The organism is Clostridium sp. CM037, assembly GCF_055081095.1.
In genome coordinates, this window is the sequence record NZ_CM143650.1 from 3,572,228 (window position 1) to 3,596,237 (window position 24,010).

At 30.1% G+C, this 24,010-nt stretch carries 26 protein-coding genes; 14 read left to right on the plus strand and 12 right to left on the minus strand.

The genetic code is table 11. The features are described from left to right. Positions 1-9: 9 nt before the first annotated feature. Positions 10-174 (minus strand): zinc-ribbon domain-containing protein, encoded by a 165-nt coding sequence (locus ACWJKP_RS17060; RefSeq protein ID WP_165413014.1) that lies wholly within the window; start codon positions 172-174, stop codon positions 10-12. Positions 175-511: 337 nt separating this feature from the next. On the opposite strand from ACWJKP_RS17060, the gene ACWJKP_RS17065 reads away from it, so the two are divergent. The 9 genes from ACWJKP_RS17065 (at position 512) to ACWJKP_RS17105 (ending at position 9,669) form a co-directional block, all read left to right on the plus strand. Continuing rightward, the gene (locus ACWJKP_RS17065) at positions 512-889 is read left to right on the plus strand and encodes a GntR family transcriptional regulator (protein ID WP_165413015.1); all 378 of its coding nucleotides are present in this window, start codon (positions 512-514) and stop codon (positions 887-889) included. 2 nt (positions 890-891) lie between these two features. Continuing rightward, positions 892-1,791 carry an ABC transporter ATP-binding protein gene (locus ACWJKP_RS17070; RefSeq protein WP_165413016.1) on the plus strand — a complete coding sequence of 300 codons (900 nt, stop codon included), beginning with the start codon at positions 892-894 and terminating at the stop codon, positions 1,789-1,791. Next, positions 1,766-3,709: a DUF6449 domain-containing protein gene (locus ACWJKP_RS17075; protein ID WP_165413017.1), complete on the plus strand. Its 1,944-nt coding sequence runs from the start codon at positions 1,766-1,768 to the stop codon at positions 3,707-3,709. The genes ACWJKP_RS17070 and ACWJKP_RS17075 overlap by 26 nt, the downstream gene beginning before the upstream one ends. 203 nt (positions 3,710-3,912) lie before the next feature. After that, positions 3,913-5,412, plus strand: a complete 1,500-nt coding sequence (locus ACWJKP_RS17080) for a spore germination protein (RefSeq protein WP_165413018.1) — start codon at positions 3,913-3,915, stop codon at positions 5,410-5,412. Beyond that, a complete protein-coding gene (locus ACWJKP_RS17085; protein ID WP_165413019.1) occupies positions 5,409-6,563 on the plus strand; it encodes a Ger(x)C family spore germination protein in 1,155 nt (384 codons plus the stop codon). The genes ACWJKP_RS17080 and ACWJKP_RS17085 overlap by 4 nt, the downstream gene beginning before the upstream one ends. An 18-nt stretch (positions 6,564-6,581) precedes the next feature. Further along, positions 6,582-6,797 carry a hypothetical protein gene (locus ACWJKP_RS17090; RefSeq protein ID WP_165413020.1) on the plus strand — a complete coding sequence of 72 codons (216 nt, stop codon included), beginning with the start codon at positions 6,582-6,584 and terminating at the stop codon, positions 6,795-6,797. 46 nt (positions 6,798-6,843) lie between these two features. Next, positions 6,844-7,944 (plus strand): GerAB/ArcD/ProY family transporter, encoded by a 1,101-nt coding sequence (locus ACWJKP_RS17095; protein WP_165413021.1) that lies wholly within the window; start codon positions 6,844-6,846, stop codon positions 7,942-7,944. A 144-nt stretch (positions 7,945-8,088) separates the two neighbouring features. Further along, positions 8,089-8,484 carry a large-conductance mechanosensitive channel protein MscL gene (gene mscL, locus ACWJKP_RS17100; protein WP_165413022.1) on the plus strand — a complete coding sequence of 132 codons (396 nt, stop codon included), beginning with the start codon at positions 8,089-8,091 and terminating at the stop codon, positions 8,482-8,484. A gap of 90 nt (positions 8,485-8,574) precedes the next feature. Continuing rightward, entirely contained in the window at positions 8,575-9,669 is a 1,095-nt protein-coding gene (locus ACWJKP_RS17105; RefSeq protein WP_165413023.1) for a DUF3810 domain-containing protein, read from the plus strand. A gap of 103 nt (positions 9,670-9,772) precedes the next feature. On the opposite strand, the gene ACWJKP_RS17110 is transcribed toward ACWJKP_RS17105, so the two are convergent. Together ACWJKP_RS17110 and ACWJKP_RS17115 are read right to left on the minus strand one after the other, a co-directional pair. Beyond that, positions 9,773-10,996 (minus strand): C40 family peptidase, encoded by a 1,224-nt coding sequence (locus tag ACWJKP_RS17110; RefSeq protein WP_165413024.1) that lies wholly within the window; start codon positions 10,994-10,996, stop codon positions 9,773-9,775. Positions 10,997-11,190: 194 nt separating this feature from the next. Continuing rightward, positions 11,191-12,399 (minus strand): serine/threonine-protein kinase, encoded by a 1,209-nt coding sequence (locus tag ACWJKP_RS17115; protein ID WP_165413025.1) that lies wholly within the window; start codon positions 12,397-12,399, stop codon positions 11,191-11,193. 487 nt (positions 12,400-12,886) lie between these two features. Here ACWJKP_RS17115 and ACWJKP_RS17120 point away from each other — a divergent pair, with 487 nt between their 5' ends. Both ACWJKP_RS17120 and ACWJKP_RS17125 read left to right on the plus strand, forming a co-directional pair. After that, positions 12,887-13,327, plus strand: coding sequence for a cell wall hydrolase (locus ACWJKP_RS17120; protein WP_165413026.1), 441 nt, complete (start codon positions 12,887-12,889; stop codon positions 13,325-13,327). 65 nt (positions 13,328-13,392) lie between these two features. Further along, positions 13,393-13,839 (plus strand): hypothetical protein, encoded by a 447-nt coding sequence (locus ACWJKP_RS17125; protein WP_165413027.1) that lies wholly within the window; start codon positions 13,393-13,395, stop codon positions 13,837-13,839. A 74-nt stretch (positions 13,840-13,913) separates the two neighbouring features. Here ACWJKP_RS17125 and ACWJKP_RS17130 read toward each other — a convergent pair whose 3' ends face one another. From ACWJKP_RS17130 to ACWJKP_RS17140, 3 genes are all read right to left on the minus strand, one after another. After that, positions 13,914-14,609, minus strand: a complete 696-nt coding sequence (locus ACWJKP_RS17130; RefSeq protein WP_165413028.1) for a peptidylprolyl isomerase — start codon at positions 14,607-14,609, stop codon at positions 13,914-13,916. A gap of 169 nt (positions 14,610-14,778) precedes the next feature. Beyond that, entirely contained in the window at positions 14,779-15,609 is an 831-nt protein-coding gene (locus ACWJKP_RS17135; RefSeq protein ID WP_224578776.1) for a type I phosphomannose isomerase catalytic subunit, read from the minus strand. Positions 15,610-15,629: 20 nt separating this feature from the next. After that, the gene (locus tag ACWJKP_RS17140) at positions 15,630-16,124 is read right to left on the minus strand and encodes a hypothetical protein (protein WP_165413029.1); all 495 of its coding nucleotides are present in this window, start codon (positions 16,122-16,124) and stop codon (positions 15,630-15,632) included. A 240-nt stretch (positions 16,125-16,364) separates the two neighbouring features. Between ACWJKP_RS17140 and ACWJKP_RS17145 the strand changes: the two genes are divergently transcribed. Then, positions 16,365-16,508 carry a hypothetical protein gene (locus tag ACWJKP_RS17145; protein ID WP_165413030.1) on the plus strand — a complete coding sequence of 48 codons (144 nt, stop codon included), beginning with the start codon at positions 16,365-16,367 and terminating at the stop codon, positions 16,506-16,508. A gap of 82 nt (positions 16,509-16,590) precedes the next feature. Here ACWJKP_RS17145 and cysS read toward each other — a convergent pair whose 3' ends face one another. The 4 genes from cysS to ymfI all read right to left on the minus strand — a co-directional run bounded on the left by cysS (position 16,591) and on the right by ymfI (position 19,893). After that, positions 16,591-17,997: a cysteine--tRNA ligase gene (gene cysS / locus ACWJKP_RS17150; RefSeq protein WP_165413031.1), complete on the minus strand. Its 1,407-nt coding sequence runs from the start codon at positions 17,995-17,997 to the stop codon at positions 16,591-16,593. Between the two features lie 370 nt (positions 17,998-18,367). Continuing rightward, positions 18,368-18,499, minus strand: coding sequence for a hypothetical protein (locus ACWJKP_RS17155; protein ID WP_411955877.1), 132 nt, complete (start codon positions 18,497-18,499; stop codon positions 18,368-18,370). Positions 18,500-18,696: 197 nt separating this feature from the next. Continuing rightward, on the minus strand, positions 18,697-19,026 hold the full coding sequence (locus tag ACWJKP_RS17160) for a hypothetical protein (protein ID WP_165413032.1): 330 nt from the start codon (positions 19,024-19,026) through the stop codon (positions 18,697-18,699). Between the two features lie 126 nt (positions 19,027-19,152). Then, positions 19,153-19,893 carry an elongation factor P 5-aminopentanone reductase gene (gene ymfI, locus ACWJKP_RS17165; RefSeq protein WP_165413033.1) on the minus strand — a complete coding sequence of 247 codons (741 nt, stop codon included), beginning with the start codon at positions 19,891-19,893 and terminating at the stop codon, positions 19,153-19,155. Between the two features lie 272 nt (positions 19,894-20,165). Between ymfI and ACWJKP_RS17170 the strand changes: the two genes are divergently transcribed. After that, positions 20,166-20,897 carry a YesL family protein gene (locus tag ACWJKP_RS17170; RefSeq protein ID WP_165413034.1) on the plus strand — a complete coding sequence of 244 codons (732 nt, stop codon included), beginning with the start codon at positions 20,166-20,168 and terminating at the stop codon, positions 20,895-20,897. Continuing rightward, positions 20,890-22,197, plus strand: coding sequence for a chloride channel protein (locus ACWJKP_RS17175; RefSeq protein ID WP_462961326.1), 1,308 nt, complete (start codon positions 20,890-20,892; stop codon positions 22,195-22,197). Before ACWJKP_RS17170 ends, ACWJKP_RS17175 begins: the two co-directional genes overlap by 8 nt. Before the next feature lie 7 nt (positions 22,198-22,204). Here ACWJKP_RS17175 and ACWJKP_RS17180 read toward each other — a convergent pair whose 3' ends face one another. Both ACWJKP_RS17180 and ACWJKP_RS17185 read right to left on the minus strand, forming a co-directional pair. After that, entirely contained in the window at positions 22,205-22,444 is a 240-nt protein-coding gene (locus ACWJKP_RS17180) for a hypothetical protein (protein ID WP_165415064.1), read from the minus strand. Continuing rightward, on the minus strand, positions 22,425-23,648 hold the full coding sequence (locus ACWJKP_RS17185) for an IS91 family transposase (protein WP_224578775.1): 1,224 nt from the start codon (positions 23,646-23,648) through the stop codon (positions 22,425-22,427). Before ACWJKP_RS17185 ends, ACWJKP_RS17180 begins: the two co-directional genes overlap by 20 nt. Positions 23,649-24,010: the final 362 nt, after the last annotated feature.

Below are 24,010 nucleotides of genomic sequence, written 5' to 3' on the forward strand. Positions count from 1 at the left end.
AGTTCTTTACTAGTTTCTGAATCCTCTGTCATTTTGTTGTTTTCTTGCTCTTCTGCAATCAACACATCTTTGAGGTTCATTGTCGAATCCTTTTTCTTTGTAGAATTCTTGTTCGCCTTCAGTGAATACGAAATCTTTACCACAGTCTTTACATACTAAAGTTTTATCTGCCATTTTAAACATTCCTCCTTTTTCAAATATTAAGATCTAACAACCGATTAACAATTATATTCTAAAAAGAGGATATGTTGTTATCTAGTTTAGTCTCAGTAATAACTGGCGTTAACCAGTTAATATACATGTATCTTACCATACATATTAGTGAATAACAATACATTTTTCATCGTTATTTTGGAATTTTTTTATCCTATACTGTTATAAATAATTTAATTTTATATTTACACCTTTACAATGTAATATTTATCCTCTATACTATAACTGTATTGTGTTCAATAATACAGTTAACACACTAATGTTATACATTTAAAATAAGAAGGAAAGGAGAAATAAGATGTTTGAATTAGATTTAAGAAGTCGGCTGCCCCTTTACGAACAACTAGTAGAAAAGTTTAAGCAGCTTATAATTAGTGAAATATTGAAGCCTAATCACCAACTACCCTCAGTGCGCACTATTTCAATGGAGCTTACTATGAACCCCAATACTATTCAAAAAGCGTATAAAGAACTAGAAACACAAGGATATATTCACTCCATAAAAGGAAAAGGCAGTTTCGTTACTCCCTCCGCAAAAGTAGCAGATTCTGAAAAACTAAAGAAAATAGAAAATGAATTAACAAAAATACTGTCTGAAGCGATGTATATGGGGATGACAAAAGAATATATTTTAAAAATAATTTCACAAATACAAACTAATAAAAAGGAGGAATAAATATGATTTCAGTAAAAAATATTTCTAAATCCTTTGCTGATTTAGAAGCATTACAAAATGTAAACCTTAATGTTAATAAAGGCTCTATTTACGGCCTTGTAGGTTCAAACGGTGCCGGAAAAACAACTCTTTTAAAGCTTTTAGCAGGTATCTATAAACAGGACACGGGAATAGTTCAAATAGCTGGTGAAAATGTATTTGAGAATGTATTAACCAAATCAGAAACTATATTTATACCAGATTCCCTTTATTTCTTTTCCCAATATACAATAGATAATATGGCTAACTATTATAAAAATATTTATCCTAAATGGAACAATGAAAGATTTGAAAATCTAATAAAAGTATTTGATATGGATGTAAATAAAAAAATAAATAGTTTATCTAAAGGTATGCAAAGACAGGTTGCCTTTTGGCTTGCACTATCAACTATACCTAAGGTTATGATTTTAGATGAGCCCCTTGACGGCTTAGATCCAGTTATGAGACAAAAGGTCAAAAACTTAATAATCCAAGATGTTGCAGACAAAGAAATGACTATTATTATTTCTTCCCACAATTTAAGGGAATTAGAAGATATCTGTGACCATATAGGAATTCTTCATAAAGGAACTCTCATAGTAGAAAAAGATTTAGATGCGTTAAAATCTGATGTGCATAAAATACAAATTGCCTTTAAGGATAAAGTACCAAAAGAACTTCTTAGCGGTGCTAATATACTCCACAAGGAAGAAAGAGGAATAGTGCTTCTTCTAATTGTTAGAGGAAATAAGTCTGATGTTATTAATTACTTTAATAAATTTAATCCTGTGATTATGGATGTTCTTACTCTTACCTTAGAAGAAATATTTATATATGAAATGGGGGCCGTTAACTATGAAATTGAAAACATCATGCTTTAATAAAGGGGTACTCGTAAATGATATAAAACGCTTTGGCTGGATAGGCATATGTTACACAATATTTTTATTATTTGAAGTACCTTTTAAAATATTAATGATGAACTCTAGTAACACAGCTCATCCAGAGTATTCTTCATCAATTAAAGATATTTTTAATAATAACATACTATTGATGTCCACTGCAGTTATACCGGTTTTAACTGCTATACTATTATTTAGATACATACAAAACAAAAATTCTGTAGATATGATTCACGCTCTTCCTATAAAAAGGGTGAAGTTATATGATAACCATATATTTATAGGAATACTACTTCTTTTAGTACCAGTAATTGTCGCTGCACTTTCTGCATTATTACTTAAAGAATCTTTAAATTTGAACACTGCTAATATTCACTTTACGGTTAAAAATGTTATGTTCTGGGCTGGACTAACAATTTTATTTAATATTGTTATTTTTCTTTCAAGTGTTTTAGTTGGTATGTTCACAGGACTTTCAACTGCACAGGGAATACTTACGTATATATTTTTATTTTTACCTCTTGGATTAACTGCCTTAATTAGTTATAATCTTGACTTCTTTATTTATGGTATTGCCAGTAACTATCTTATAAATAATAGCATAGAATTTTTTTCTCCAATTACAAGATTTTTAACTAATACACCAATGACTTCAATGGAAATATTTATATATATAATTTTATGTATTATTCTTTACCTTGTAGCTAGATTCGCATACCATAAAAGAAATTTAGAAGCTGCATCTAATGTTGTTGCTTTTAAACATCTACAACCTGTATTTAAATATGGCATAACCTTCTGCTGTATGCTAGTAGGTGGAACGTATTTTAAAAGCGGAGGCTATGATATACGCTTTATTATACTCGGATATGTTATAGGCTCTGTAATTGGATATATTATTGCAGAAATTATAATAACTAAATCCCTAAGAATTTTTAGAAATATAAAGGGGTATTTCATGTACGCAGGTATTATCGCCCTACTAGCACTTGTTATTAATTCTGATATTATCGGATATGAAAAACGAATTCCTACTATAGAAAATATCGACAGCATTGTTATAGATAATGGGTTCTATTATTCAACTGATATAAAGGACAACCCAATATCTGCTTATCATGAAATACAAACTCTTAATAACATTGTGAAATTGCATAGTAAGCTTATAGATGATAAAAAAACTTTAAAGTACGCTTCAAATACAAATAAGCAATTTGATATTCTATATAACTTGAAAAATGGAAAGCAAATAAAAAGACAATATAATATTCCACAAGATGAGTATGGAATATATCTAAAACCTATATATGAATCAAAGGAATATAAAGAATTTCATAATAGTATTTTAAATACCGATTATAAATCCATTGATAAAATTTCAATTAACTCAAGATATGAAAATAATGGGATAACAATAGCAAACCAAACAAAAATTAAAGAAGCAACAGATATTTTGAAAAAAGAGGCTTTAAATGAAACTTATGAAAGCATCATAGATTCAAGAGATTCATGGGCGAATATTGATATATTATTATCAAATGATGAAAGAATAAATTTATCTTGGAAAAAATCCTATAAAGAATTTGAAAATTGGTTAAAACAAAATGGATACTATTCTAAGGCTAGAATAATGCCTGAAGATATAGACTATGCTATTATAGAAAAAAGAAATCCTAGTAACCTTAACGGTGGAATTACTCCTTTGGAAGAAAACAAAAATGTAAAAACACTTAAAATCACTGATAAAAATAAGCTTGAAACCTGCTTAAAAAACTACTCACAAAATAATAAAGGGCAGTATGTTTTAGGTCTATATATGAAAAATGGTAATGATATTACTTATTTAAATATTGAAGACGCATATGTACCTGATTTCGTTCGCGAATATTTCAAATAAAACAAGAAAATATGGGGACGGTTAATAACTAATTGAATGTAATTAGTTATTAACCGTCCTTTTTTTATATTTTTACCAAAGAAGTTCAGATATGGAGAGAGTATTTTAGGATGTTGAGCAAAATGTATGTGATTAAATCATTTACAAATTGGCTAAAATATCTATATGTAGTTAATTATTATAATACAAAGGATGTTTAATTTATGAATGCAAATGACTTTTCAAATATAAACCTAGTAAAATCATTAGATGAAAATATTAATATGATAAAAAGCATTTTTATTAATGACACAACAGTCGTATATAGAGATCTATCAATTGGCAAACCTACTAGCACTAAGTGTACGCTTGTTTATATTGATGGAATGGCAAATCTGAAAACAATTAATGAAGATATTATAAAGCCACTTTTGTTAGGTGATTTATCTGATATTAATGATAGTAACATTATGGATATTTTAATGCAAAAAATACTTTTAACTGCAGACAACAAAAAAACATCTATTGTTGATAATATCATTAATGAAATTATATACGGAAAAACTATGCTTTTCATAGATGGTTTGGCTGAAGTAGTTTCTATTGGTACTATAGGCTGGGAAAAAAGGGCAATTTCAGAACCTCAATCAGAAACTATAGTTAGGGGTCCTCGGGAAGGCTTTACCGAATCAATGAATTTAAATCTTACACTTATTAGGCGGAAACTTATTAATTCTAACTTAAAATTCGAATTCATGAGAATTGGTGAACAAACTAAAACTCAAATATGTGTATGTTATATTAAAGGTATAGCAATGGAACCTATACATAAAGAGCTAATGACGCGGCTTAATAATATTGATATTGATGGTATTTTAGATTCTGGTTACATAGAGGAATTAATTAAAGATGCCCCTTATTCTCCCTTTAGGACTATTTTTAATACAGAAAGACCTGATGTGGTTGCAGGTAAACTTCTAGAAGGAAGGTTTGCAGTTCTCTGCGATGGAACTCCCGTTGTTCTAACTCTTCCAACTATCTTTGTTGAGGTTTTTCAGAGCAATGAAGACTATTATAACAATTTTTTATATTCCTCCTTTGTCAGATTTCTTCGATGGTTATGTTTTTTTATTAGCACTAGTACTTCAGCTATATATGTAGCACTTGTTACCTTCCATCAAGAACTTATTCCAACTCCACTCCTTCTAAGTATATATTCTGCGAGACAAGGATTACCTTTTCCTTCAATTGTAGAAGCCATGGGCATGATGATTGTATTTGAGATACTTAAAGAAGCAGGTCTTAGAATGCCTAAACATATTGGCGGAGCAATTAGTATAGTAGGTGCCTTAGTTCTTGGTGATGCTGCTGTTAACGCAAGACTAGTCAGTGCCCCTATAGTAATAGTTACTGCACTAACTGGAATTTCAAGCATTATGCTACCTCAAGTGGTAGGAATAGTAGAGATACGAATAATTTTTTTATTATTATCTTCCTTCCTAGGTTTATATGGTTATATTTTTGGCGTAATGGGTTTAGTTCTTCATATGATGTCTATTCGTTCCTTTGGTATACCTTATATGACTAACATCCCTTCTTTTTCTATTCAGGATATAAAGGATACTGTAATTAGAGCTCCCTGGTGGGATATGTATTTAAGACCGAAGCTGTTTACAAAAAATAAAAAGCGTCAAAAAAAATTAAGAAAGAGAGACTCCAAATGAAAAAAAAAATTGTAATAATAATTTTTATTATAGCTATATGTCCTATTATATTATGCGGGTGCTGGGACTATAGCGAAATAGACACATTAGCAATAGTAGCTGGCGTTGCTATAGATAAGGATATATCAACAAATAAATATATTGTTACAACAGAAGTTATAACTACGCAACGTCAAGGTGGTTCCTCAACCATTGGTTCTGAGCTTTATAGTTCCGAAGGTGACAGTATATTTAATGCGGTGAGAAATATGATAGAAAAAACTGGTTTAAAACTTTTTTGGAGTGATGAAAAGGTGCTAATAATAAGTGAGCCAGTCGCAAATGAAGGGGTAATTCCGGTAATTGATTGGGCCTATAGAGACTCCAGGCTTAGATCAGATATGTGGATTCTAATAGCAAAGGGTGATAGTGCTGCAGAAATTTTAAAACCTAAGGTTAATCTTAATAACGTAACTTCGTTTCATCTTAATGATGCCATGACTTCATGGGAAACACTCTCTAAATTTCCCAATTCAATGTTATGGTCATTTGTCGATGCAATGTCTTCAGAAGGTAAGTCTGAAGCAATAGCTACAGTTAAAAGTGATCTTAATGCTGGAACTATAGTCCCTATTTTAAATGGCTCTGCTATTTTTAAGTCAGATAAGCTTGTAGGATATATAGATGGGGACGAAACCCTATACATGCTTATGATTCAGAACAAAATAGAACAAGGGTTAATTACTTTGAAAGATGTTTCAGGTTCTGGCACCAGCATCACCTTAGAAATACATGAAAATAAAACTAAATTAACCCCCATTTATAACAATGGAGTATCATCGCTTATAATTGATATATACCCAGTTGTAACTATATCTGAGGTTGGAGGAACTAAAGATTTTATTCAAGAGGGAAATTTAAAAATACTTAAGAGTGAAGCAGAAAAAAAAATAGAAGGTAATATACAATCTATAATTAGTAAATTACAGAAAAATTACCATAGCGACGTTTTAGGTTTTGGAGAGATTTTCAAAAAAGAAAAACCAAAAGTAAGTGAGACTTACAAAAATAATGGAGAAGATATTTTGATAAGTCTAAAGACTGAAGTTAACGTGCACCTGAAAATAAAGGGTAGTGGGACAACAACAAACCCTATTCCAATAGGAAAATAATCAAAGGAGAATTTATAAATGTTTTTACTTGTAATAATTTTTTATATCATAGTAATATTTTTTGAAACTGTCGTATTATTAAAAGAAAAAAATATTGGTAAAATAGCACTTTATTTTTCTCTTATTATATTTTCAATGATAATTAGCACTCTTCTAACCTTAGGAGTACAGTTACCAAGTCCATCGAATCAAATAAAAGATATTGTAGTTTCAATATTTGGTAAAACAAATTAGTTTTATTTACTGTTTATCATTACAGTAAATAGTATGGGAGGCATAAATGAAAAATGAAGTTATTTCTGAAAGACAAGCTACAATACTTATAATACTTTTTATAATTGGAACTACTTTTCTAAACGGATCTGGAGGCGCTGCAAAACAAGATGCGTGGATAGCAATAATTATTGCTATTTTATGGTCTATTATATTGTTACTTATGTTTTCTAAAATTTTATCTTTATATCCTGGGAAAGATTTATTTGATATACTTCAAATCGTTATGGGGAAGTTTATAGGAAAAACAATAAGTATACTAATGATATGGTTTGCCTTTCATGATGGATCCTTAGTTCTTAGAAGTTTATCAGAATTTACTAATATCTCAGCGTTACCTGATACACCAGTGGTAGTACCTATGATTTTTTTTACTATACTTCTTATATGGAGTTTAAAAGAAGGTATTGAAGTCTTAGGAAGATGGTCTGAGTTCTTCATTTGGGTTGTAATTCTAATATTTTTTACTGTCTCTATATTTTCAATTTCACAAATGAATATAAGCAAATTAAAGCCAATACTAAGTAGCGGTTCCGCTCCACTTTTAAGAGGTGCTTTCTCAAGTTTTACTTATCCATTTGGTGAAACCGTAATTTTTACAATGGTATTTTCTAATATATCTAAAGTTAAAAATTATAAAAAAACATTTATGGTAGGCTTACTAGTGGGTGGAGGGCTTATATTTTTAGTAACATTAAGAAATATTTTAGTATTAGGTAATGAAACCTTATCAAGATTATATTTCCCTTCTCCCATGGTAATAAGCCTTATTCGCCTAGGTAATTTACTTGAAAGACTTGAAATGACAGTAGCTATTGAATTCTTAGTATGTGTCTTTGTTAAAGTAATTATATGTCTCTTTGCAGTTTGCAATGGAATTTCCAAGGTTTTTGGGTTTGATGATTACAAATTTATTGCAACACCTATAGCTCTTCTAATGTTTAACTTCTCTTTTTTTGTTTACGAGAGTACCATGGAAATGTTATCCTGGACTTTGAATATATGGCCATATTATTCCTTTGTTTTTGAAGTTATAATACCTTTAGTTATTTTTATTGTGGTGGAGATTAGGAGTAGAAGAGCAAAAACAACAAGCGTAACTAAATAATTATTTAGTATTTCTTCAGCTAAGTCACATGCAAATGACTTTAACAATCATATTTTTCAAATTTTTTTTTTAATATAAATAATATATGATATAATATAAATACTTTTAAACTTAATATATGCTTTGAAAGGAAGTGTTCCACATATGTTGAAAGAATTTAAGAAATTTGCTCTTAAAGGGAGTGTATTAGATTTAGCAATAGCTGTTGTTATAGGTGCGGCATTTTCTAAAATAGTTACCTCTTTAGTGAATGAAATTATAATGCCCTTCCTTGGCATATTAATGGGTGGAATTAATTTTAGTAGTTTACAATATGATATACCATCATCTATAGCCGGTGGAGTAGCATTGTCAATTAAATATGGTTTATTTATTCAATCCATCATAGACTTTTTAATAATTGCTTTTTCACTTTTTATATTTATAAAAGCTATACACTCTGTTAAAAAGAAAGAAATCGAAAAAATTGTCGCTCCCAAAATTTCAAATGAAGAAGTGCTATTAAGTGAAATTAGAGACTTATTACAGCAAAAAAAATAATATAAAAAATCTCCAAGTAAACATTTCACTTGGAGATTTTTGTATAATTAATTATATTTACATTCAATTTATATAAAGAAGGTGCTTAGTTTGAAGTTTTTTCCCTGTAAGAAGAAATCATTTTTAATCTTGCTTTTCCCCTTAGGTATTCTCCTAACTCAAATATCTAGAATGTTTCCAACTCTTATAGAAAAATACTATTCATCATTTTTTTATAAAATAATTGCTAATATTTTAAGTGCAATTACTCGCTTCTTACCATTTTCTCTTGCAGAACTTACAATTATTTTCTTTGTAACTTTCGCGTTATTGTATATTTTAAAAACAACTTTTGACTTATACAAATATGAAAATAAAAGATTAGGTATTTTAAAACACTTTGTTTTAAATATACTTGCTGCATCCGGATTAATATATTTTTCATTCCAGTTTTTATGGGGATTTAATTATCAAAGACTTACACTCAATAAAATATTTCAGTTAAATGTCCGCTCGTCATCTTCAAATGAACTTGCTTCACTTTGCATGCATCTTATAAATAGTTCAAGTTCTCTAAGAAAAAAAACAAACGAAAACCAATATGGTGTAATGGAACTTTCTTATAATAAAAAGTATATCCTAAAAACTGCTCAATTAGGATATGATAAAGCTTCACTTCAATATGATGCATTAAAAGGTAACTATGGAATACCTAAGGGTATATTACTTTCAAGTCCAATGTGCTATACAGGAATTACAGGTTTTTATTTTCCTTTTACTAACGAAGCAAATATTAATATGGCAGAACCTGATTCATTCCTTCCATTTACCACTGTTCACGAAATGGCCCATCAAAGAGGCTTTGCTAAAGAAGATGAAGCAAACTATATTGCATATATAGCTTGTATAAATCATCCGTATATAGATTTTCAATACTCTGGAACACTTGCAGCATTATCTTATTCATTAAATGCATTACAAAAAAGTGATTCTCAAAAATATAAAGAATTGATTTCAACTTGTAGCACAGGTGTAATTAATGACTTGAAGTACAACCAATCTTTTTGGGAAATGTACTCTGGTCCTATAGAGAAAATAGAAGATAAAATTAACGACACTTATCTTAAATCTCAAAATCAACAATCTGGAACAAAAAGCTATGGTGCAATGGTCGACTTACTTCTTGCTGATTATAGAGAAAAATGATTTTAAAACACCGTGGTTAAAATTAACCACGGTGTTTTAAAAATCATCAATCAAACCTATTTATATTATTTTTGTGAATCATTTTATGTTATTTTACATGTTACTATCTAACTCTTCTTGCAGACATATAATCACTTCTCGTTAATTGTGATATTTTAACTACATCCCCTGTGCTTGGTGCATGTATGTATGAATTATTTCCTACATAAATACCAACATGGTGAGGACTTCCTGATCCAAAGAATACCAAATCTCCTGGTTGTAAATTCTCTCTAGACACATATGATCCGTGAGTTATCTGATCATATGTGGACCGTCCTGTAGTAACTCCAAAATGTGCATATACATATTGAGTAAACCCTGAACAATCAAATGAATTTGGACCCGTTGCTCCCCACACATATGGTGTTCCCAGGAAAGTTTTAGCATACTCTATTACTTCATTTGAACCAACTGGTAAAGTTGGTTTTGGTAAAGTTGGTTTTGGTTTACTTACCTCTTCTACTATTTCTTTTTCATCATTTGTTTCATTTTTCACTGCGGTACTTACTTGCCCTCTTGATGGGGTATTTTCTTGAGTTTTTTTAGCAGCTATTGCCATATCATATTTACGTTTTTGATCTGCTTCATCTTTTATTTGATTCGTAGTACTGTCTACTGAAGCCTGTATTTTTATCATTTCATTTTTATTCAATTCTTCCTGTTTATTTGCTTCTGCTACTAGTAGTCCTTGTTCTTTTTTCTTTGCACTAAGCTCGTCCAATTTAAGCTCATTATTAGCTTTTAACGCTAGAACTTTTTCTTTGTTATCATTAAGAGCTTTTTTTCTATCCTCAATAATTTTCTTTTTCTCATTTAATTCTTTAATAATTTTGTTATCATATTCTACAATTTTTTTAACATTTTCAACTCTTGAGATAAGGTCTTCGACTCCTTCAGAATCAAGTAGTATCTCTAAATAACTATCTGCTCCGTTCATATACATTGCTCTCATTCTTTCATTAAATACAGATTCCTCGCCCTTTATATTGTTCTCAGCAACTACTATATCTTTTGTAGTCTTCTCTATTTTTTTCTCAGTACTATATATCTCATTTTTTGCTTTATCAATTCCCGCGTTCATGTTCCCAATATCTAAATCTAACATTTCGATAGATATCTCTAATTGGTCAGAATTCTTTTGTGACAAACTATATGAACCCTGTTGTTCTAGCAGCTGCCTCTTTTGATTATCTAACTGCTGCGTTAGTGACACTGCGAACATCGGCTTACTTACTGACATAACTAATCCAATAGCTATAAGTAAAGGTAATATTCTTCTTCTCATTGTTACTCCCCCTATATCTTATGTTGTAAAATCATCATTAATTCTCATATTATTATTTCCTAACCATATTATAGCACTATATTAGGCAATTGGAACGATTAATATAAATTAACCCTTATTAACAGTCCAAATTAATTTAAATTATTATTACCTGTCCAGCTCAATACATCTACATCCATTTCTAAACATCTCATTTATTTAATCTTTTTTACTATGCTCGTTTGTTTGTTTTTTCGTTTTTCTTTATCCTTTGCTTTAGATAATTGCGGCGTTTTTTCTTTTATTGAGCTATCTTGTGTAATATAACTAGTTGCTACCTTTACAGGACTTATAATAGGTGTCTTAACAGACTTCTTTATAGCCTCCTTAATAGCATCTTTCTCTATACTTGATGAACCTACTACGGGGCTCACTATTTCGGTCCTATCTACAGTGTTCATAACTGTACTTTCTTTTTTATTCCCATGAAAAATATAAATGCTTGCTAGAGTTACAACTAGACAACAGAAAAACCCATTTTTAATTATTGTTAGCTTACCTTTATTTGTGATTTTTGTTTTAGTTTTTTTAGTCCCCACATTTGTGCTAATATTATAGTCACTCAAACCCGCTATTTTTTCATATTTATCTTTTTTTAATACTTCTAAAATTTCTTTTTTTAGAGCTTTAACCGAAATATATCTATCCTTAATATCAATCTTAACGCACTTCTGTATTATTATTTTTAATTTTCCATTAATATCGGGCCCATAATTTTCGTCCAAAAGAGGCTCTATACCTGTGAAAGGGGTCTTCCCTTTCACCATAAAGTATACTAACATTCCGATGCCATATATATCTGTTTGCGTACAACATTTCCCTAAGCCGTATTGCTCTGGAGCCGCATATCCATTAGAACATGCACACACTGTGTCTTGTGACTTGTCACCCTTATAAATTTTCGAAATACCAAAATCAATCAAAACAACTTTTTCACTTATTGTTATAATTATGTTCGATGGTTTTATATCTCTATATATAATAGCTGGATTTTGATTATGTAAATATCCTATAATATCACATAAATCAGATGTAATCCGGCAAGTTTTTTCTGTCTGTATTCTACCATTTACCTTAACATACTCCTTTAGTGTTTGACCCTCTACGTAATCTTGAACCATATATAGATTGTTATTTTCATAAAATATATCAACTATTCTCCGAATACCTGGATGGCTTAGATTTTTTAAAATGTTAGCCTCTGTTAAAATATCTATATTTTTTGTATTTTTTATTACTTCTTTTATAGCCCAAAAATTACCATGAATTATATTTTCGCATAAATAAACGGTGCCCATTCCACCCTTGCCTAAAATTTTAATTACTACATATTTTTTGTCTAATATATCTCCACTATTTAGCATAATTCACCTCTTGTATAAATGTTTCATAACTTATTCATCTAATAACATATGTATAAATATAAAATTTTAAGTGATATTTTCTTTTTATAGTCATACCTTATCCAATAATAATATATATATAAATATAGGTATATTGGGTATCTAATATCCTTTACGCGAAAGTATATACAAAATATAAAATGCATTTGCTATTATTGTTTTACCACAAATAATAATAGCTTAACAAAAGAGAACACAAATACAAGGTAATTATATCAAACTTCCCATTGATTTACCATATATTCATGTTAAATGTTACTAAGAATATGACAATAGGATTTTTATTAGAGTTTCTTTAATGTTATATAGCTATCTCTCACAATTTATTAAATACCCAATAAATCTTACAATTTCCTTGTAAATAAAAAATTTCTTTGTTTTTTTAAGTACCATTATTAACTCCCTGAATATAATAACACTGTAGAGCGAATTAAGGAGATGACTATTTATGGCTTTCAGTGCTAGGGAGTTATTGGCTAGAATACTACAATGTGAGGCTGGTGGAGAAGGCGAAAATGGGATGAAAGCTGTCGCCTCTGTAGTTATGAACAGAGTGCACGTAGCAGATGGTGAATATCTTAGGATAGGTCAAGGTGATTTAAGAAGGATTATATTTCAGGAAGGACAATTTGATTGTGCAAGATCTGAAATTCGTGGCGTGATTAACCCACAAACCATTTGGGCAAGTCGACCAGAGCAGATACATTATGATATTGCTGATTGGGCTTTAGCTGGCAATAGATTATATACAACAGGTGAGTCCTTATGGTATTTTAATCCCTATGCACCATGTCCAGATGAATTCCCTTTCAATGGTAGTGGTATCTATCAAGTCAGTGTAGGTCTACATTGCTTTTACAATCCCACAGCGAAGTATTTTACTACTTAATTAAAAAGCATTATTAACAATACCTTTAGATAATGATTTAATATAATTTTTAAGGAGGATATTTTATGTTTATAGCACCACCTAACAATTTTAATCAAATTCCAATGTGGGACAGTGTTCCTGTGTTTTCTGAACCCCCAATGGCACCTATTCCAAAATTTGGTACAGATGATAATACAAGAGAAAGACCTGCGATGCCAACCCCTGATAATAACCAGCACCGTGAAATCCCACCTGTCTCACCCATAGTAGATAATCCACTTTATAATCAAGGTTGGTTATCTACCCAAATAGGTAAATATATAAAAGTAGAATTTTTAATTGGAACTGGTATGTGGGTTGATCGCGAAGGCATATTAAAAGAAGTTGGTATTAGTTTTATTGTCATTCAAGAAAGTGGTTCAAATGATATGGTAATGTGTGATATATTCTCTATTAGATTTGTAAGAATTTTTAAAAACCAGTCTAAATGTACAGATAATTATGAAAAACAGACAAAATCCTCGTATTAATGTAATTTAAAATCACGAAACATATAAAAGATGCCCCTAGTGAACTTAACTCACTAGGGGCATTTCTTATAATTTTATTTTACCTTCTCAACTTCACCATACTTTACTCCAAACGTGTCCACAGTAACTTTTTTCATCTTTTGATCTTTTTTAGGTTTATCATTACTACCAGTCTCAACAGCTACTATTTTATCCACTGTTTCCATACCTTCTGTAACCTTACCAAAAGCAGCATAATCACCATCTAAGTTGCTACTTTCCTTAATCATTATAAAAAACTGTGAACCAGCTGAGTCTTTATCAGCACTTCTAGCCATAGATACTACTCCTCTTTCATGTTTTAAAGGGTTGTCGAAACTATTATTACTAAACTCGCCGCTTATTGTATACCCGGGGCCACCCGTGCCCGTTCCTTCTGGGTCTCCTCCTTGTATCATAAAACCTGGTATTACCCTATGAAAAATTAATCCATTATAATAACCACTTTGGACTAAAGAAACAAAATTTCTAACTGTATTCGGTGCAATTTCTGGATATAATTCTACCTTAATAGTCGAGCCATCTTCCATTACTATAGTAACCATTGGATTTTTGTCATTAGCTCCTTTTTCTGTTTGTTTTTTAACTACTGGAGTAGGTTCTACCTCTTTTGTTGCTTTAGGTTTACTATCGACATTATCTTTTTCCTTATTAGTGCATCCAGCTGCCAAAAACACAAAAATCACTGTACCCAATATCATTGTTTTTTTTAAAAACTTCATCCTTTTCATTTTTAAACGCTCCTCCATATCTCGCCTAGCATTAACTATCTTCCGCGAAGCTACAATATTAACGACTTCGGAAGGAGATTTTCACTCCCACTGAAGTTTTATTTTTGTTATAACACGGAACCCTCACTTGTAGAAGTTTAAGACCTTCCTTTTAAATGTCATTAATCCTCTACACACTAGATTTAATTAATTCCATATTACCTTCAAGTGTATACTCTATTCCTTTTGATATATAAACTGTTTCTTCTTCTTTTAATTTCATTTGCTCATTACTCACTTTTATTACTCCCTCGCCACATATTACAGTGTAGCTATGGAAGCTATCATTAACTATGTCTATATAATTGTTATTGACAATAATTTTTTCCACTTTAAAATAAGGTGTCTCTAATTTATTAAAATTATCAATTTTTCCACCTTTATTCTTACCATCATAATCTATAACATCTAAGGATTTTTCAATATGCACTTCTCTGCCTCGTCCCCAGTCATGAAGTCTATAAGTAATGTTGCTATTTTGTTGCACCTCAATAAGCTTTACACCAGATTCTATAGCATGTACCGTACCCGCTGGTATGTAGATGAAATCTCCCCTGCTTATATTGATTCGTTCTAAATAATCTTCTAGTTTACCTTCTTTTATAATTTGCCTTAGCTTTTCTTTATTTAAACCTTTCTTTATTCCTGATACTAAGGTCGCCCCCTCTTCAGCTTCCAATATATACCAACATTCTGTTTTTCCATTAGCATTTTCAACCCTTTTAGCATAATCATCATTTGGATGTACTTGTACTGATAAGGTATCTTCTGCTTTTATAATTTTATTTAGTATAGGAAAATCACTACCACATCCTAAAATTTCAGACAATTCTCGTCCTTCATAAATTCCTTCTTGCACCGTAGAATTTCCCTCTTCATGACATGAAAGTACCCATTTCTCCCATCCCCATATTTTTTCACTTAAGTATGGCTTTAATTTTAAAATTAATTCTTTAGACAATACAACTCCTCCAATACACGTTAATTATTTTTTCCCATATTTGTTATTATACCTTTTGCCTCTTTCACAGTACTACTTGGCCCACAAATATCAAATTTACCATTATATTTGTTATCTACTTCAGCTACTCTTATAAGTATTTCATTGAAGTTCTTTGATGTATTAAGCGTTCCAGTCACTTCATATTGCCCTGTTTTACTATTTTTAGCTTCTATAAAAGTGCTATATCCCGTAGTCTTAAAAACATTGTTCTTCGCCCATATTCTCTTTAGAATAACCTTCTCTTTAATACCATCTACTTCTACACTTCCAGTAAATTCATAATTCAAAGATAATTTCTTTTTTAATTCTCCAACAAGCTTAATTTCAGTTGATTTGTTAAATTCACTATTCTCATCATACATATATCCACCATAGTTTCTTTCAATGCTCACCGGTCTAAAATATATAACTGATATTAAAATCATACCAATAACTGCAATTACTATTGAAGCTTTCAAAGCTGATCTATCCATATTTATCACCTCAGATTTTAATTGTTTTATTTAAAATATATTACTTTCTGCCTTAAGCTATACATAATATTATAAACTAAATTTTCTTATCACTTCCTTTTTTAAAATTTTATCACATTATTAATTTAATTTCTATTATTTTGTAAAAACATTGGAAATTTAGTTATAATTTAGATGCATTATACTCTGAATATTGGAGAAACTAATATTTCATTAAACTTTAGAAAGGTGGCAATATCCATGGCAAGAAAAGATTCAAAAAACTACAATTACACTACCCAAGAGCAAATTATGATTAAGAAAAATGATGATGCTAGATTACCAAAACGACTTGGCAGCGATGAAAAAATCCAGGCGGCTTCAAAAAGAAGTAAAATAGAATAATTCCTACTCGGTCCATCCTATTTAGTTTAGATAAAACAAGGCATCTATGATTATTGCCCATAGATGCCTTATTAATTCATACTTATTTAACTTTCCAAGTCGTTCCTTCCTTAGTATCAAAAAGTTCGATATTCATAGCTATAAATTCATTTCTTATCTCATCTGCTCTTGCCCAGTTTTTACTCTCTCTTGCGTCAGTTCTTTCAATTATAAGCTTATTTATAAGCTCTTCATCTACATTTGTATCTTCCTTTTCAATTGTCATAAGATCTAATGAGAATATTTTATCAAAATCTTCTATAAGTATAGCTTTTTCCTTATTATTAAGTTCACCATCTTTTAAAACATCAAAAAGTACAGTGAAAGCATTTGCTATATTTAAATCATCACTGATATATGATGAGAATTTTTCTTTGTATGCGTTAGTTTTCTCACCACTCGTTACATCATTTTGATTTATAGAGTTTAAAACAGTAGCAATTCTCTCTTTAAGTTTTTTGTAGCCATTCCTAGCGTCATTTAAACTGTCGAAACTAAACACTAACTGTTTTCTATATTTAGATTGAAGACAGAAATATCTATAATCAAGAGGACTATATCCTTCTTCTTCAAGTCTTGCTACAGTTAAAAAATTCCCAGTAGATTTTGACATTTTACCACTATCTAGCACTAAAAACTCTCCATGCATCCAGTATTTTACCCATTTATGTCCTAATACTCCTTCAGATTGAGCTACTTCATTAGTGTGATGTATCGCAATATGATCCACTCCACCACAGTGAATATCTAAACATTCACCAATATATTTAACAGACATTGCCGAGCATTCTAAATGCCAACCTGGAAACCCCTTGCCCCATGGTGACTCCCACTGCATAATTTGATTAGAAAACTTAGAGTTTGTAAACCATAGTACAAAATCAAGTGGGTTTTTCTTATTAGGATCTATTTCTATTCTACTTCCTGCTTTCAGTTCATCTATACTAAGGTTTGCAAGCTTAGTATAGTCTTCAAATTTATCAATTTCAAAATACACATTTCCATTAGAAACATAAGTGTATCCTTTTTCTTCAAGTTTTTTTATAAAATCTATCATATCCTGTATATGATCTGTAGCTCTACATACAATAGTAGGTCTTTTTATATTAAGTTTTTTACAATCTTCAAAAAAAGCATCTTCATAAAACTTAGCAATTTCCCATACTGTTTTATGCTCACGGCTTGCACCTAATGCCATTTTATCTTCCCCTTCATCCCCATCCGATTGAAGGTGCCCTACGTCAGTTACATTCATTACATGTTTAACTTTATAATTAAAATACTCTAAGGATTTTTTAAGTACATCTTCAAAAATATATGTCCTTAAATTGCCTATATGTGCATAGTTGTACACTGTAGGTCCACAAGTATACATTCCCACCTTACCTTCTTTATAAGGTACAAACTCATCTTTTTTTCTAGTCATAGTATTATAAACATTAAAACTCAATATATTCACTCCTTCTTAAATAGTACAAAAGTATCCAAATCTTTCCGGCAACTCTTACTAATAATCGAATCTTTTCATTTAAAATATAAAAAGCTACAGGCATGCTGCAGCTTTAAACTTCAAAGTATAAACAAGCACAGATTTTCAAATACAAAAGTAACTCTAATTATTTAGAATCTTAAAACAATAACATATATATAAATTCTAACATAATAATAAGATAATGCAATAAATTATGTTAATAATCTTTTATTTGCTTCAAATTTATAAAATTTGCAGATACGTTAATTAAATTATTTATAATTCTACAATTTCCTATAAAATAAAAGTAGCAGAGCATATAGACAAAAGTTTATATGCTCTGCTCTTTTTATTTTCTGTCAGCAGACTGTTTTTTTGTTGTAGCATTTTGATTTTTTGCAGATTCTCTAGTTATAGGAGTATCATAATTACTCTTAACTAATCTAGAAAATTTATTGTCAGGTTGGCTATCTTTAGGCATAAAAACATCTCCTTTATTTATATTGCTATTTATATGTTTTGCTATTTCCCAAAAAATATTCTACTTAATTACAATTGTAGATCTCATTTTCATAAATTTATTTCTTATAGTATCTAGAAAACAAAAACCAATCTAAAATATAGACTGGTTTTTAAAAGATCATTTATATATTGGGTTTAACTTCATTAGAATGTACCTTATAGTATCTCTTCATAATCAACATCAACAATAACACTATCATCATAATTAATATCAATCGAATCTGAAGTATTTTTATCACTACTAAACATATCAGCTTTTGCAGCAAAATTTTTCTTTGTACTTAATTTGTAGATGAAATTTTTAGTACCCTTTATTAGTTTAAAACTATACCATACTAAAGCTCCAAAAACTACAATTGCAAATAAGGCTTTAATAACAAAGATAGCTATATAAGGTAATGTTATTAATAAAACAATAAATGTACCAATTGATAAAACTGATTTAAATAACTTTGAAATTATATTTCTGCCCTTTGTATATTCCATGATAATCCTAGCCTTCTTTCATTTCATAAGATTTATTTATTAAATATTAATCTAATTATAACATATAATTAGATTCTAATATTAGAGATTGCTTAAGAAATTATTAATAAATTATTAATAATATTATTATTGCATTCCTCCATCTATTGTTATCACCTGTCCAGTAATATATTTTGAATTTTCACTAGCTAAAAAGGTTACAAGCATGCCAACATCTCGCACCTCTCCAAATTTCATCATAGGTATTTCATTAGTTAAAGATTTGCGTTCGCCATCAGTTAGCCAACCATTCATTTCTGTATCTATAACCCCTGGAGCTATTGCATTAACCCTAATATTAGATGGTGCAAGTTCCTTAGCTAGTGCCTTTGTAAAAGAGTTAATCGCACCCTTAGATGCTGAGTAAATCACTTCACAAGAGGCACCTACATTACCCCACATTGAAGATATATTTATTATGCTTCCACTTTTCTGTTTTATCATCTCTTTAACAGCACTGTGCGAACAATTAATTGTTCCTTTAAGATTTACATTTAAAATATTGTCCCATTCTTCTGGCATAGCATCCATAAACAGCCCGACCTTTGAGATTCCTGCATTATTTATCAAAATATCTATTTTACCTAATTTTTCAACAGTAGTTTTTATCATACCCTTTGAAAATTCATAATTACTTACATCACCTTTGATTTTCAAGGCATAAGCTCCTAGCTCTCTAATTTCTTGCAAGGTTTTTTCAGCTGCTTCATCATTGCTTTTATAATTTATAACAACGCAAGCCCCAGCCTTAGCTAGCTCTATAGCAATACCTTTCCCAATTCCTCTAGATGCTCCTGTAACTATAGCTACTTTACCTTTTAAATTCATATATACCGCCCCTAACTTAAAATGTTTTCTTTTTTATTTATTATACCGCTAATTTACTAAATATTAAAACATCCCTTCATTTAATATCTTGTAAATAATTATCTATTCAATTATTCTTCTGTTCAGAATTCCAAAATTCAATCAACTTTTTTATGACTTCTACCTATTTAAATTTCACACAATTTATGTTACATTTTAGTTAGTTATAAAAAAATCCAAATTATTATATCTATTTACACAGTAGCATTTGATAAATGCAGTTGGAGGGAAAAATGGCTAATTTAAAAAGAAAATTTTGTGAAGGACCTATATATACGATAACTAATTATATATTTTGGTTTTTCTTGGGCAATCTGTACTTTCTACTTCTCAATATTCCACTACTTTTCATATTAATTGCACTCTTTTCTAATGATTCAAATACAATTCCACAGGGGTTTATTTCTATTATCCTTATATGTTGTATCCCAATAGGCCCTGCCGCAACAGCCCTTCTTAGTGTTATGGGCAAACTTATCCGGGAAAAAGATATAAATATTACGAAAGATTTTTTTAAGGCTTATAAAGTTAACTTTTTTCAATCATTATTCTTTTGGTCTCTAGAAATAATTATACTATCTATACTATTTATTGACATCAAATTGGTTATTTCAAGTAGTTACCCAAAATTTTTAACTGTTTTTATTTTTATAGTTGTAGCTTTTATTTTTTCAATGAGTCTTTATGTATTCCCAATAATCTCAAGATTTTATTTAAGTACAAAAGATATTCTTAAAACTGCTGCCTACTATACCATTCGTAAATTTCATATTACAATTTTGAATTTAGCAAGTTTTTTGGTTGTAATACTCATATTTTTTAAGGTTTCTACCTTTATATTAGTATTTATATCAAGTATTATCTGTTATTTAATAATGTTCTATCAGCAAAAAATACTATCGGAAATTGAGTGTAATATTAAAAAAAATACTGAGAAAATTCAAGAAGAAGGCCAAAATGGATAAAAACATTAAAAAATACTTCAAATCAGAATCAATTTTTTTCATAAGTGCTGTAAAATGGATAAGTATTTCAACTTTAATTGGCGTTATAGTAGGAACTATAGTAGCTCTTTTTATAAAACTAGTTTCGTTTGGAGTTAAATATGTGTCAAGTATAAATTATTATTATCTTTTCCTTCCTATAGCCTTATTTTTAAGTTCTTATATAATAATAAAACTTGCCCCTAATGCGAAAGGGCACGGAACAGAAAAAGCAATTGAGGCTATTCATAAAAATTCAGGAAGAAGTGACTTTAAAATTGTACCAGTTAAACTTGTTTCCACTTTAGTCACCATCATTTTTGGTGGCTCAGTAGGAATGGAAGGACCTGGAACCCAGATAGGAAGTGGAATCGCATCACTTGTGAGTAAGCTTTTTAAAATGGATGATATAGACACAAAGCGACTAGTAGTCTGCGGGATAAGCGCAGGGTTTGTTGCAGTTTTTGGTGCCCCCATTGGTGCGGCAGTATTTGCAGCTGAAGTTTTATATATCGGAAAGATTTCATATGTGTCGCTCCTACCATCAGTCATAGCATCTTATTCCAGCTATTTTACGGGTTTATATATAGGAACTAATGCATTGAATTATTCAATAACATATATCCCCAAAATTCATATATTAATGTTTTTAAAGATAGTTGCATTCGGCATATTCATTGGTATTGCTGCAAGATTATTTATTGCCTTTATAAATTTCACAGAAAATATATTTGGAAGAATAAGATTTTTTAATCCTCTTAAGGGCATAATAGGTGGAGTAATTATTGTTATATTTGTACTCCTTGTTGGATCTAACGACTACATTGGAATAGGCGAAAATGTTATAGATACAGCTCTTTCTGGTGGCAAACTAAATAACCTTTCGTCTTTATTTAAGGCCTTTACCACTTCTATACCCCTTTCAAGTGGAGGAAGTGGAGGGATTTTAACACCTATGCTTTACATAGGCGCCTCTCTTGGTAATATATGGGCCATAATTTTCAACCAAAACATAGCATTTTTCTCAGCTATTGGAATGGCAACGTTTTTTGGTTGCTGTGCTAATACCCCTATTGCTGCGATTATAATATCCTTAGAACTTTTTGGACATTCTACTAGTATATATACATCTGTAGCATGTATGGTTGCATATTTGATTATGGGACATATGAGTATTTATCCAACTCAAATTCTTGTAACAAGTAAATCGCCATCAATTAAATATGATGCTAAGAACAAAATCTCCCTACGGTCGAGTATTAAAGTGATGCTCCACAAATAGTGTGGCATCACCTCTTAATTATCATATCTGAACCACATTCTATACACAAAACAATAGGACTACCACTTTTCTTGTCATATTCTTCAGGCGTATAACATTCAAACGCAACAAAGTCAGGCACTTCTTCTTCAAACCCACATTTTTTACATTTAAAAAGTATCATTTTATCACGTTCTTGTGGTCGAAATGGTATGCTATCCTCATTCACTTTACCTTTAAAAATTCTTTTAATACGTTCCCATATCATATATATACCCATACTTTCTATGCCATATTTGCCACAATTCCATTAGCTGGCCGCATTTTAAACACTTTCTCGGATCTTTGGAAAAATTAATAATCATTAATTCTCTATAAGTCATTTTTCTTGTTTCCTTTTTCCAATTTATTTTTAGTGTGAACTGAATTGCCTTAAGACCACTTTTTATGTATTGCAAAAGACCAAAACACTTCCGAACTTTTACACTTATACTGCCTGCATATACTCCGTATAGTCTAACCATCTTGAAATATTTAGGGGTAATATGCATTAATAATCTACCTACAAATACTTGCGCTGTAACTGTTTCTTCTACTCTTTCATTGGTTTCATGACTCTTATACCAAAACGTTACATTTTTCCCATCATAACTAAGTATTCTATATTCTGCTATCGCGGGCCTTGCTAAATATCTACCGATATATCTTGCTGCACCTCTTGCGCTTTTCATTCTTGATTTTGCATTTATATAAAATCCATCTGGATAATCTTTGAACATTTTTAAGTACTCTGTTTTTTTCTCTGGATTTTTACTAATCATATAATTTATTAATTTGTACTGCCATACCTTCCTAAAATACTCATAGTCGAAGAAGCACATATCTTTAACTTCGTTACTCCTTGTTTTTATTTCTGGAACCAATGCATGCACATGAGGGTTAAATCCTATATTCCTTCCAAATGCATGAACTACTCCAATCATTCCACTTTGCCAAAGTACTCCTCCTTTTTTGCTCCTTTTCTTCTTTTGATATTCTTCTCTATTTTTATAGTTTACACCATTTGCAAACTCATTTATAACCTCATACACCATGTCTTGCAGGTCTTTAAGACTCTCTCTATTCCAGAAAAAATATTTTCTGTACTCAGCGGGTATTGTGAACACACAATGTCTATGTGGTACATCTAAAATCTTGTTTACTTGTTTTTCTACCCATTCACTTATGTACTTTTTCCCACATTTACTGCAAAATCTACTTTTGCATGTAAATCCTATTTTAAATACTTCTAAACATTTTAAGCATATATACGCAACAAAACCTAATGAAATATCTCCACATCCTATCATTTTCATTACTTCGATATTCATATGTTCTCTCATCTTTTCAGGATACTTTTCTTTATTCAATTTCCAAAACTCTGGATAATTATCTTCAAATATTTGTTTTATAGTAATCTTATTTTTTTTCATGATTTAATCATCTCATATTTATCTGATTTTTTCTATCTATTTTTTAGCTAGAATGTTATCCACAGCGGTTTCCGCAAGCTGTTTCCTATATAACAAAGAAATTTGCGATTGCAAAAACAAGGATGTTAACTTAAAGTATAGGTTCCAGAAAAAAATGTTTGGAGATAAAGATAAGGATTAAGTCATCTTCAAAAGGAGATTTATACTCCCACTGAAGTCTTCTCTTTGTTACAAATTGGACCACCTTATACAATAGGGAGACTTTCCTTTTGAAATATCGTTAAACTAACTTCTTTTAAAAAACAATATATCCTTGCAATACAGAGAGTAATCTTTTATATTAAATATAGGACATACATCTA

Bases quoted from the DNA above. Each gene is read 5' to 3' on its own strand.
- ACWJKP_RS17170 (WP_165413034.1), top strand. From the start codon at position 20,166: ATGGCTAATTTAAAAAGAAAATTTTGTGAAGGACCTATATATACGATA.
- ACWJKP_RS17095 (WP_165413021.1), top strand. From the start codon at position 6,844: ATGAAAAATGAAGTTATTTCTGAAAGACAAGCTACAATACTTATAATA.
- ACWJKP_RS17075 (WP_165413017.1), top strand. From the start codon at position 1,766: ATGAAATTGAAAACATCATGCTTTAATAAAGGGGTACTCGTAAATGAT.
- ACWJKP_RS17145 (WP_165413030.1), top strand. From the start codon at position 16,365: ATGGCAAGAAAAGATTCAAAAAACTACAATTACACTACCCAAGAGCAA.
- mscL (WP_165413022.1), top strand. From the start codon at position 8,089: ATGTTGAAAGAATTTAAGAAATTTGCTCTTAAAGGGAGTGTATTAGAT.
- ACWJKP_RS17160 (WP_165413032.1), bottom strand. From the start codon at position 19,026: ATGGAATATACAAAGGGCAGAAATATAATTTCAAAGTTATTTAAATCA.
- ACWJKP_RS17185 (WP_224578775.1), bottom strand. From the start codon at position 23,648: ATGAAAAAAAATAAGATTACTATAAAACAAATATTTGAAGATAATTAT.
- ACWJKP_RS17060 (WP_165413014.1), bottom strand. From the start codon at position 174: ATGGCAGATAAAACTTTAGTATGTAAAGACTGTGGTAAAGATTTCGTA.
- ACWJKP_RS17115 (WP_165413025.1), bottom strand. From the start codon at position 12,399: ATGCTAAATAGTGGAGATATATTAGACAAAAAATATGTAGTAATTAAA.
- ACWJKP_RS17180 (WP_165415064.1), bottom strand. From the start codon at position 22,444: ATGATATGGGAACGTATTAAAAGAATTTTTAAAGGTAAAGTGAATGAG.
- ACWJKP_RS17070 (WP_165413016.1), top strand. From the start codon at position 892: ATGATTTCAGTAAAAAATATTTCTAAATCCTTTGCTGATTTAGAAGCA.
- ACWJKP_RS17080 (WP_165413018.1), top strand. From the start codon at position 3,913: ATGAATGCAAATGACTTTTCAAATATAAACCTAGTAAAATCATTAGAT.
- ACWJKP_RS17140 (WP_165413029.1), bottom strand. From the start codon at position 16,124: ATGGATAGATCAGCTTTGAAAGCTTCAATAGTAATTGCAGTTATTGGT.
- ACWJKP_RS17090 (WP_165413020.1), top strand. From the start codon at position 6,582: ATGTTTTTACTTGTAATAATTTTTTATATCATAGTAATATTTTTTGAA.
- ACWJKP_RS17120 (WP_165413026.1), top strand. From the start codon at position 12,887: ATGGCTTTCAGTGCTAGGGAGTTATTGGCTAGAATACTACAATGTGAG.
- ACWJKP_RS17110 (WP_165413024.1), bottom strand. From the start codon at position 10,996: ATGAGAAGAAGAATATTACCTTTACTTATAGCTATTGGATTAGTTATG.
- ACWJKP_RS17130 (WP_165413028.1), bottom strand. From the start codon at position 14,609: ATGAAAAGGATGAAGTTTTTAAAAAAAACAATGATATTGGGTACAGTG.
- ACWJKP_RS17065 (WP_165413015.1), top strand. From the start codon at position 512: ATGTTTGAATTAGATTTAAGAAGTCGGCTGCCCCTTTACGAACAACTA.
- ACWJKP_RS17155 (WP_411955877.1), bottom strand. From the start codon at position 18,499: ATGCCTAAAGATAGCCAACCTGACAATAAATTTTCTAGATTAGTTAAG.
- ACWJKP_RS17085 (WP_165413019.1), top strand. From the start codon at position 5,409: ATGAAAAAAAAAATTGTAATAATAATTTTTATTATAGCTATATGTCCT.
- ACWJKP_RS17125 (WP_165413027.1), top strand. From the start codon at position 13,393: ATGTTTATAGCACCACCTAACAATTTTAATCAAATTCCAATGTGGGAC.
- ACWJKP_RS17175 (WP_462961326.1), top strand. From the start codon at position 20,890: ATGGATAAAAACATTAAAAAATACTTCAAATCAGAATCAATTTTTTTC.
- ymfI (WP_165413033.1), bottom strand. From the start codon at position 19,893: ATGAATTTAAAAGGTAAAGTAGCTATAGTTACAGGAGCATCTAGAGGA.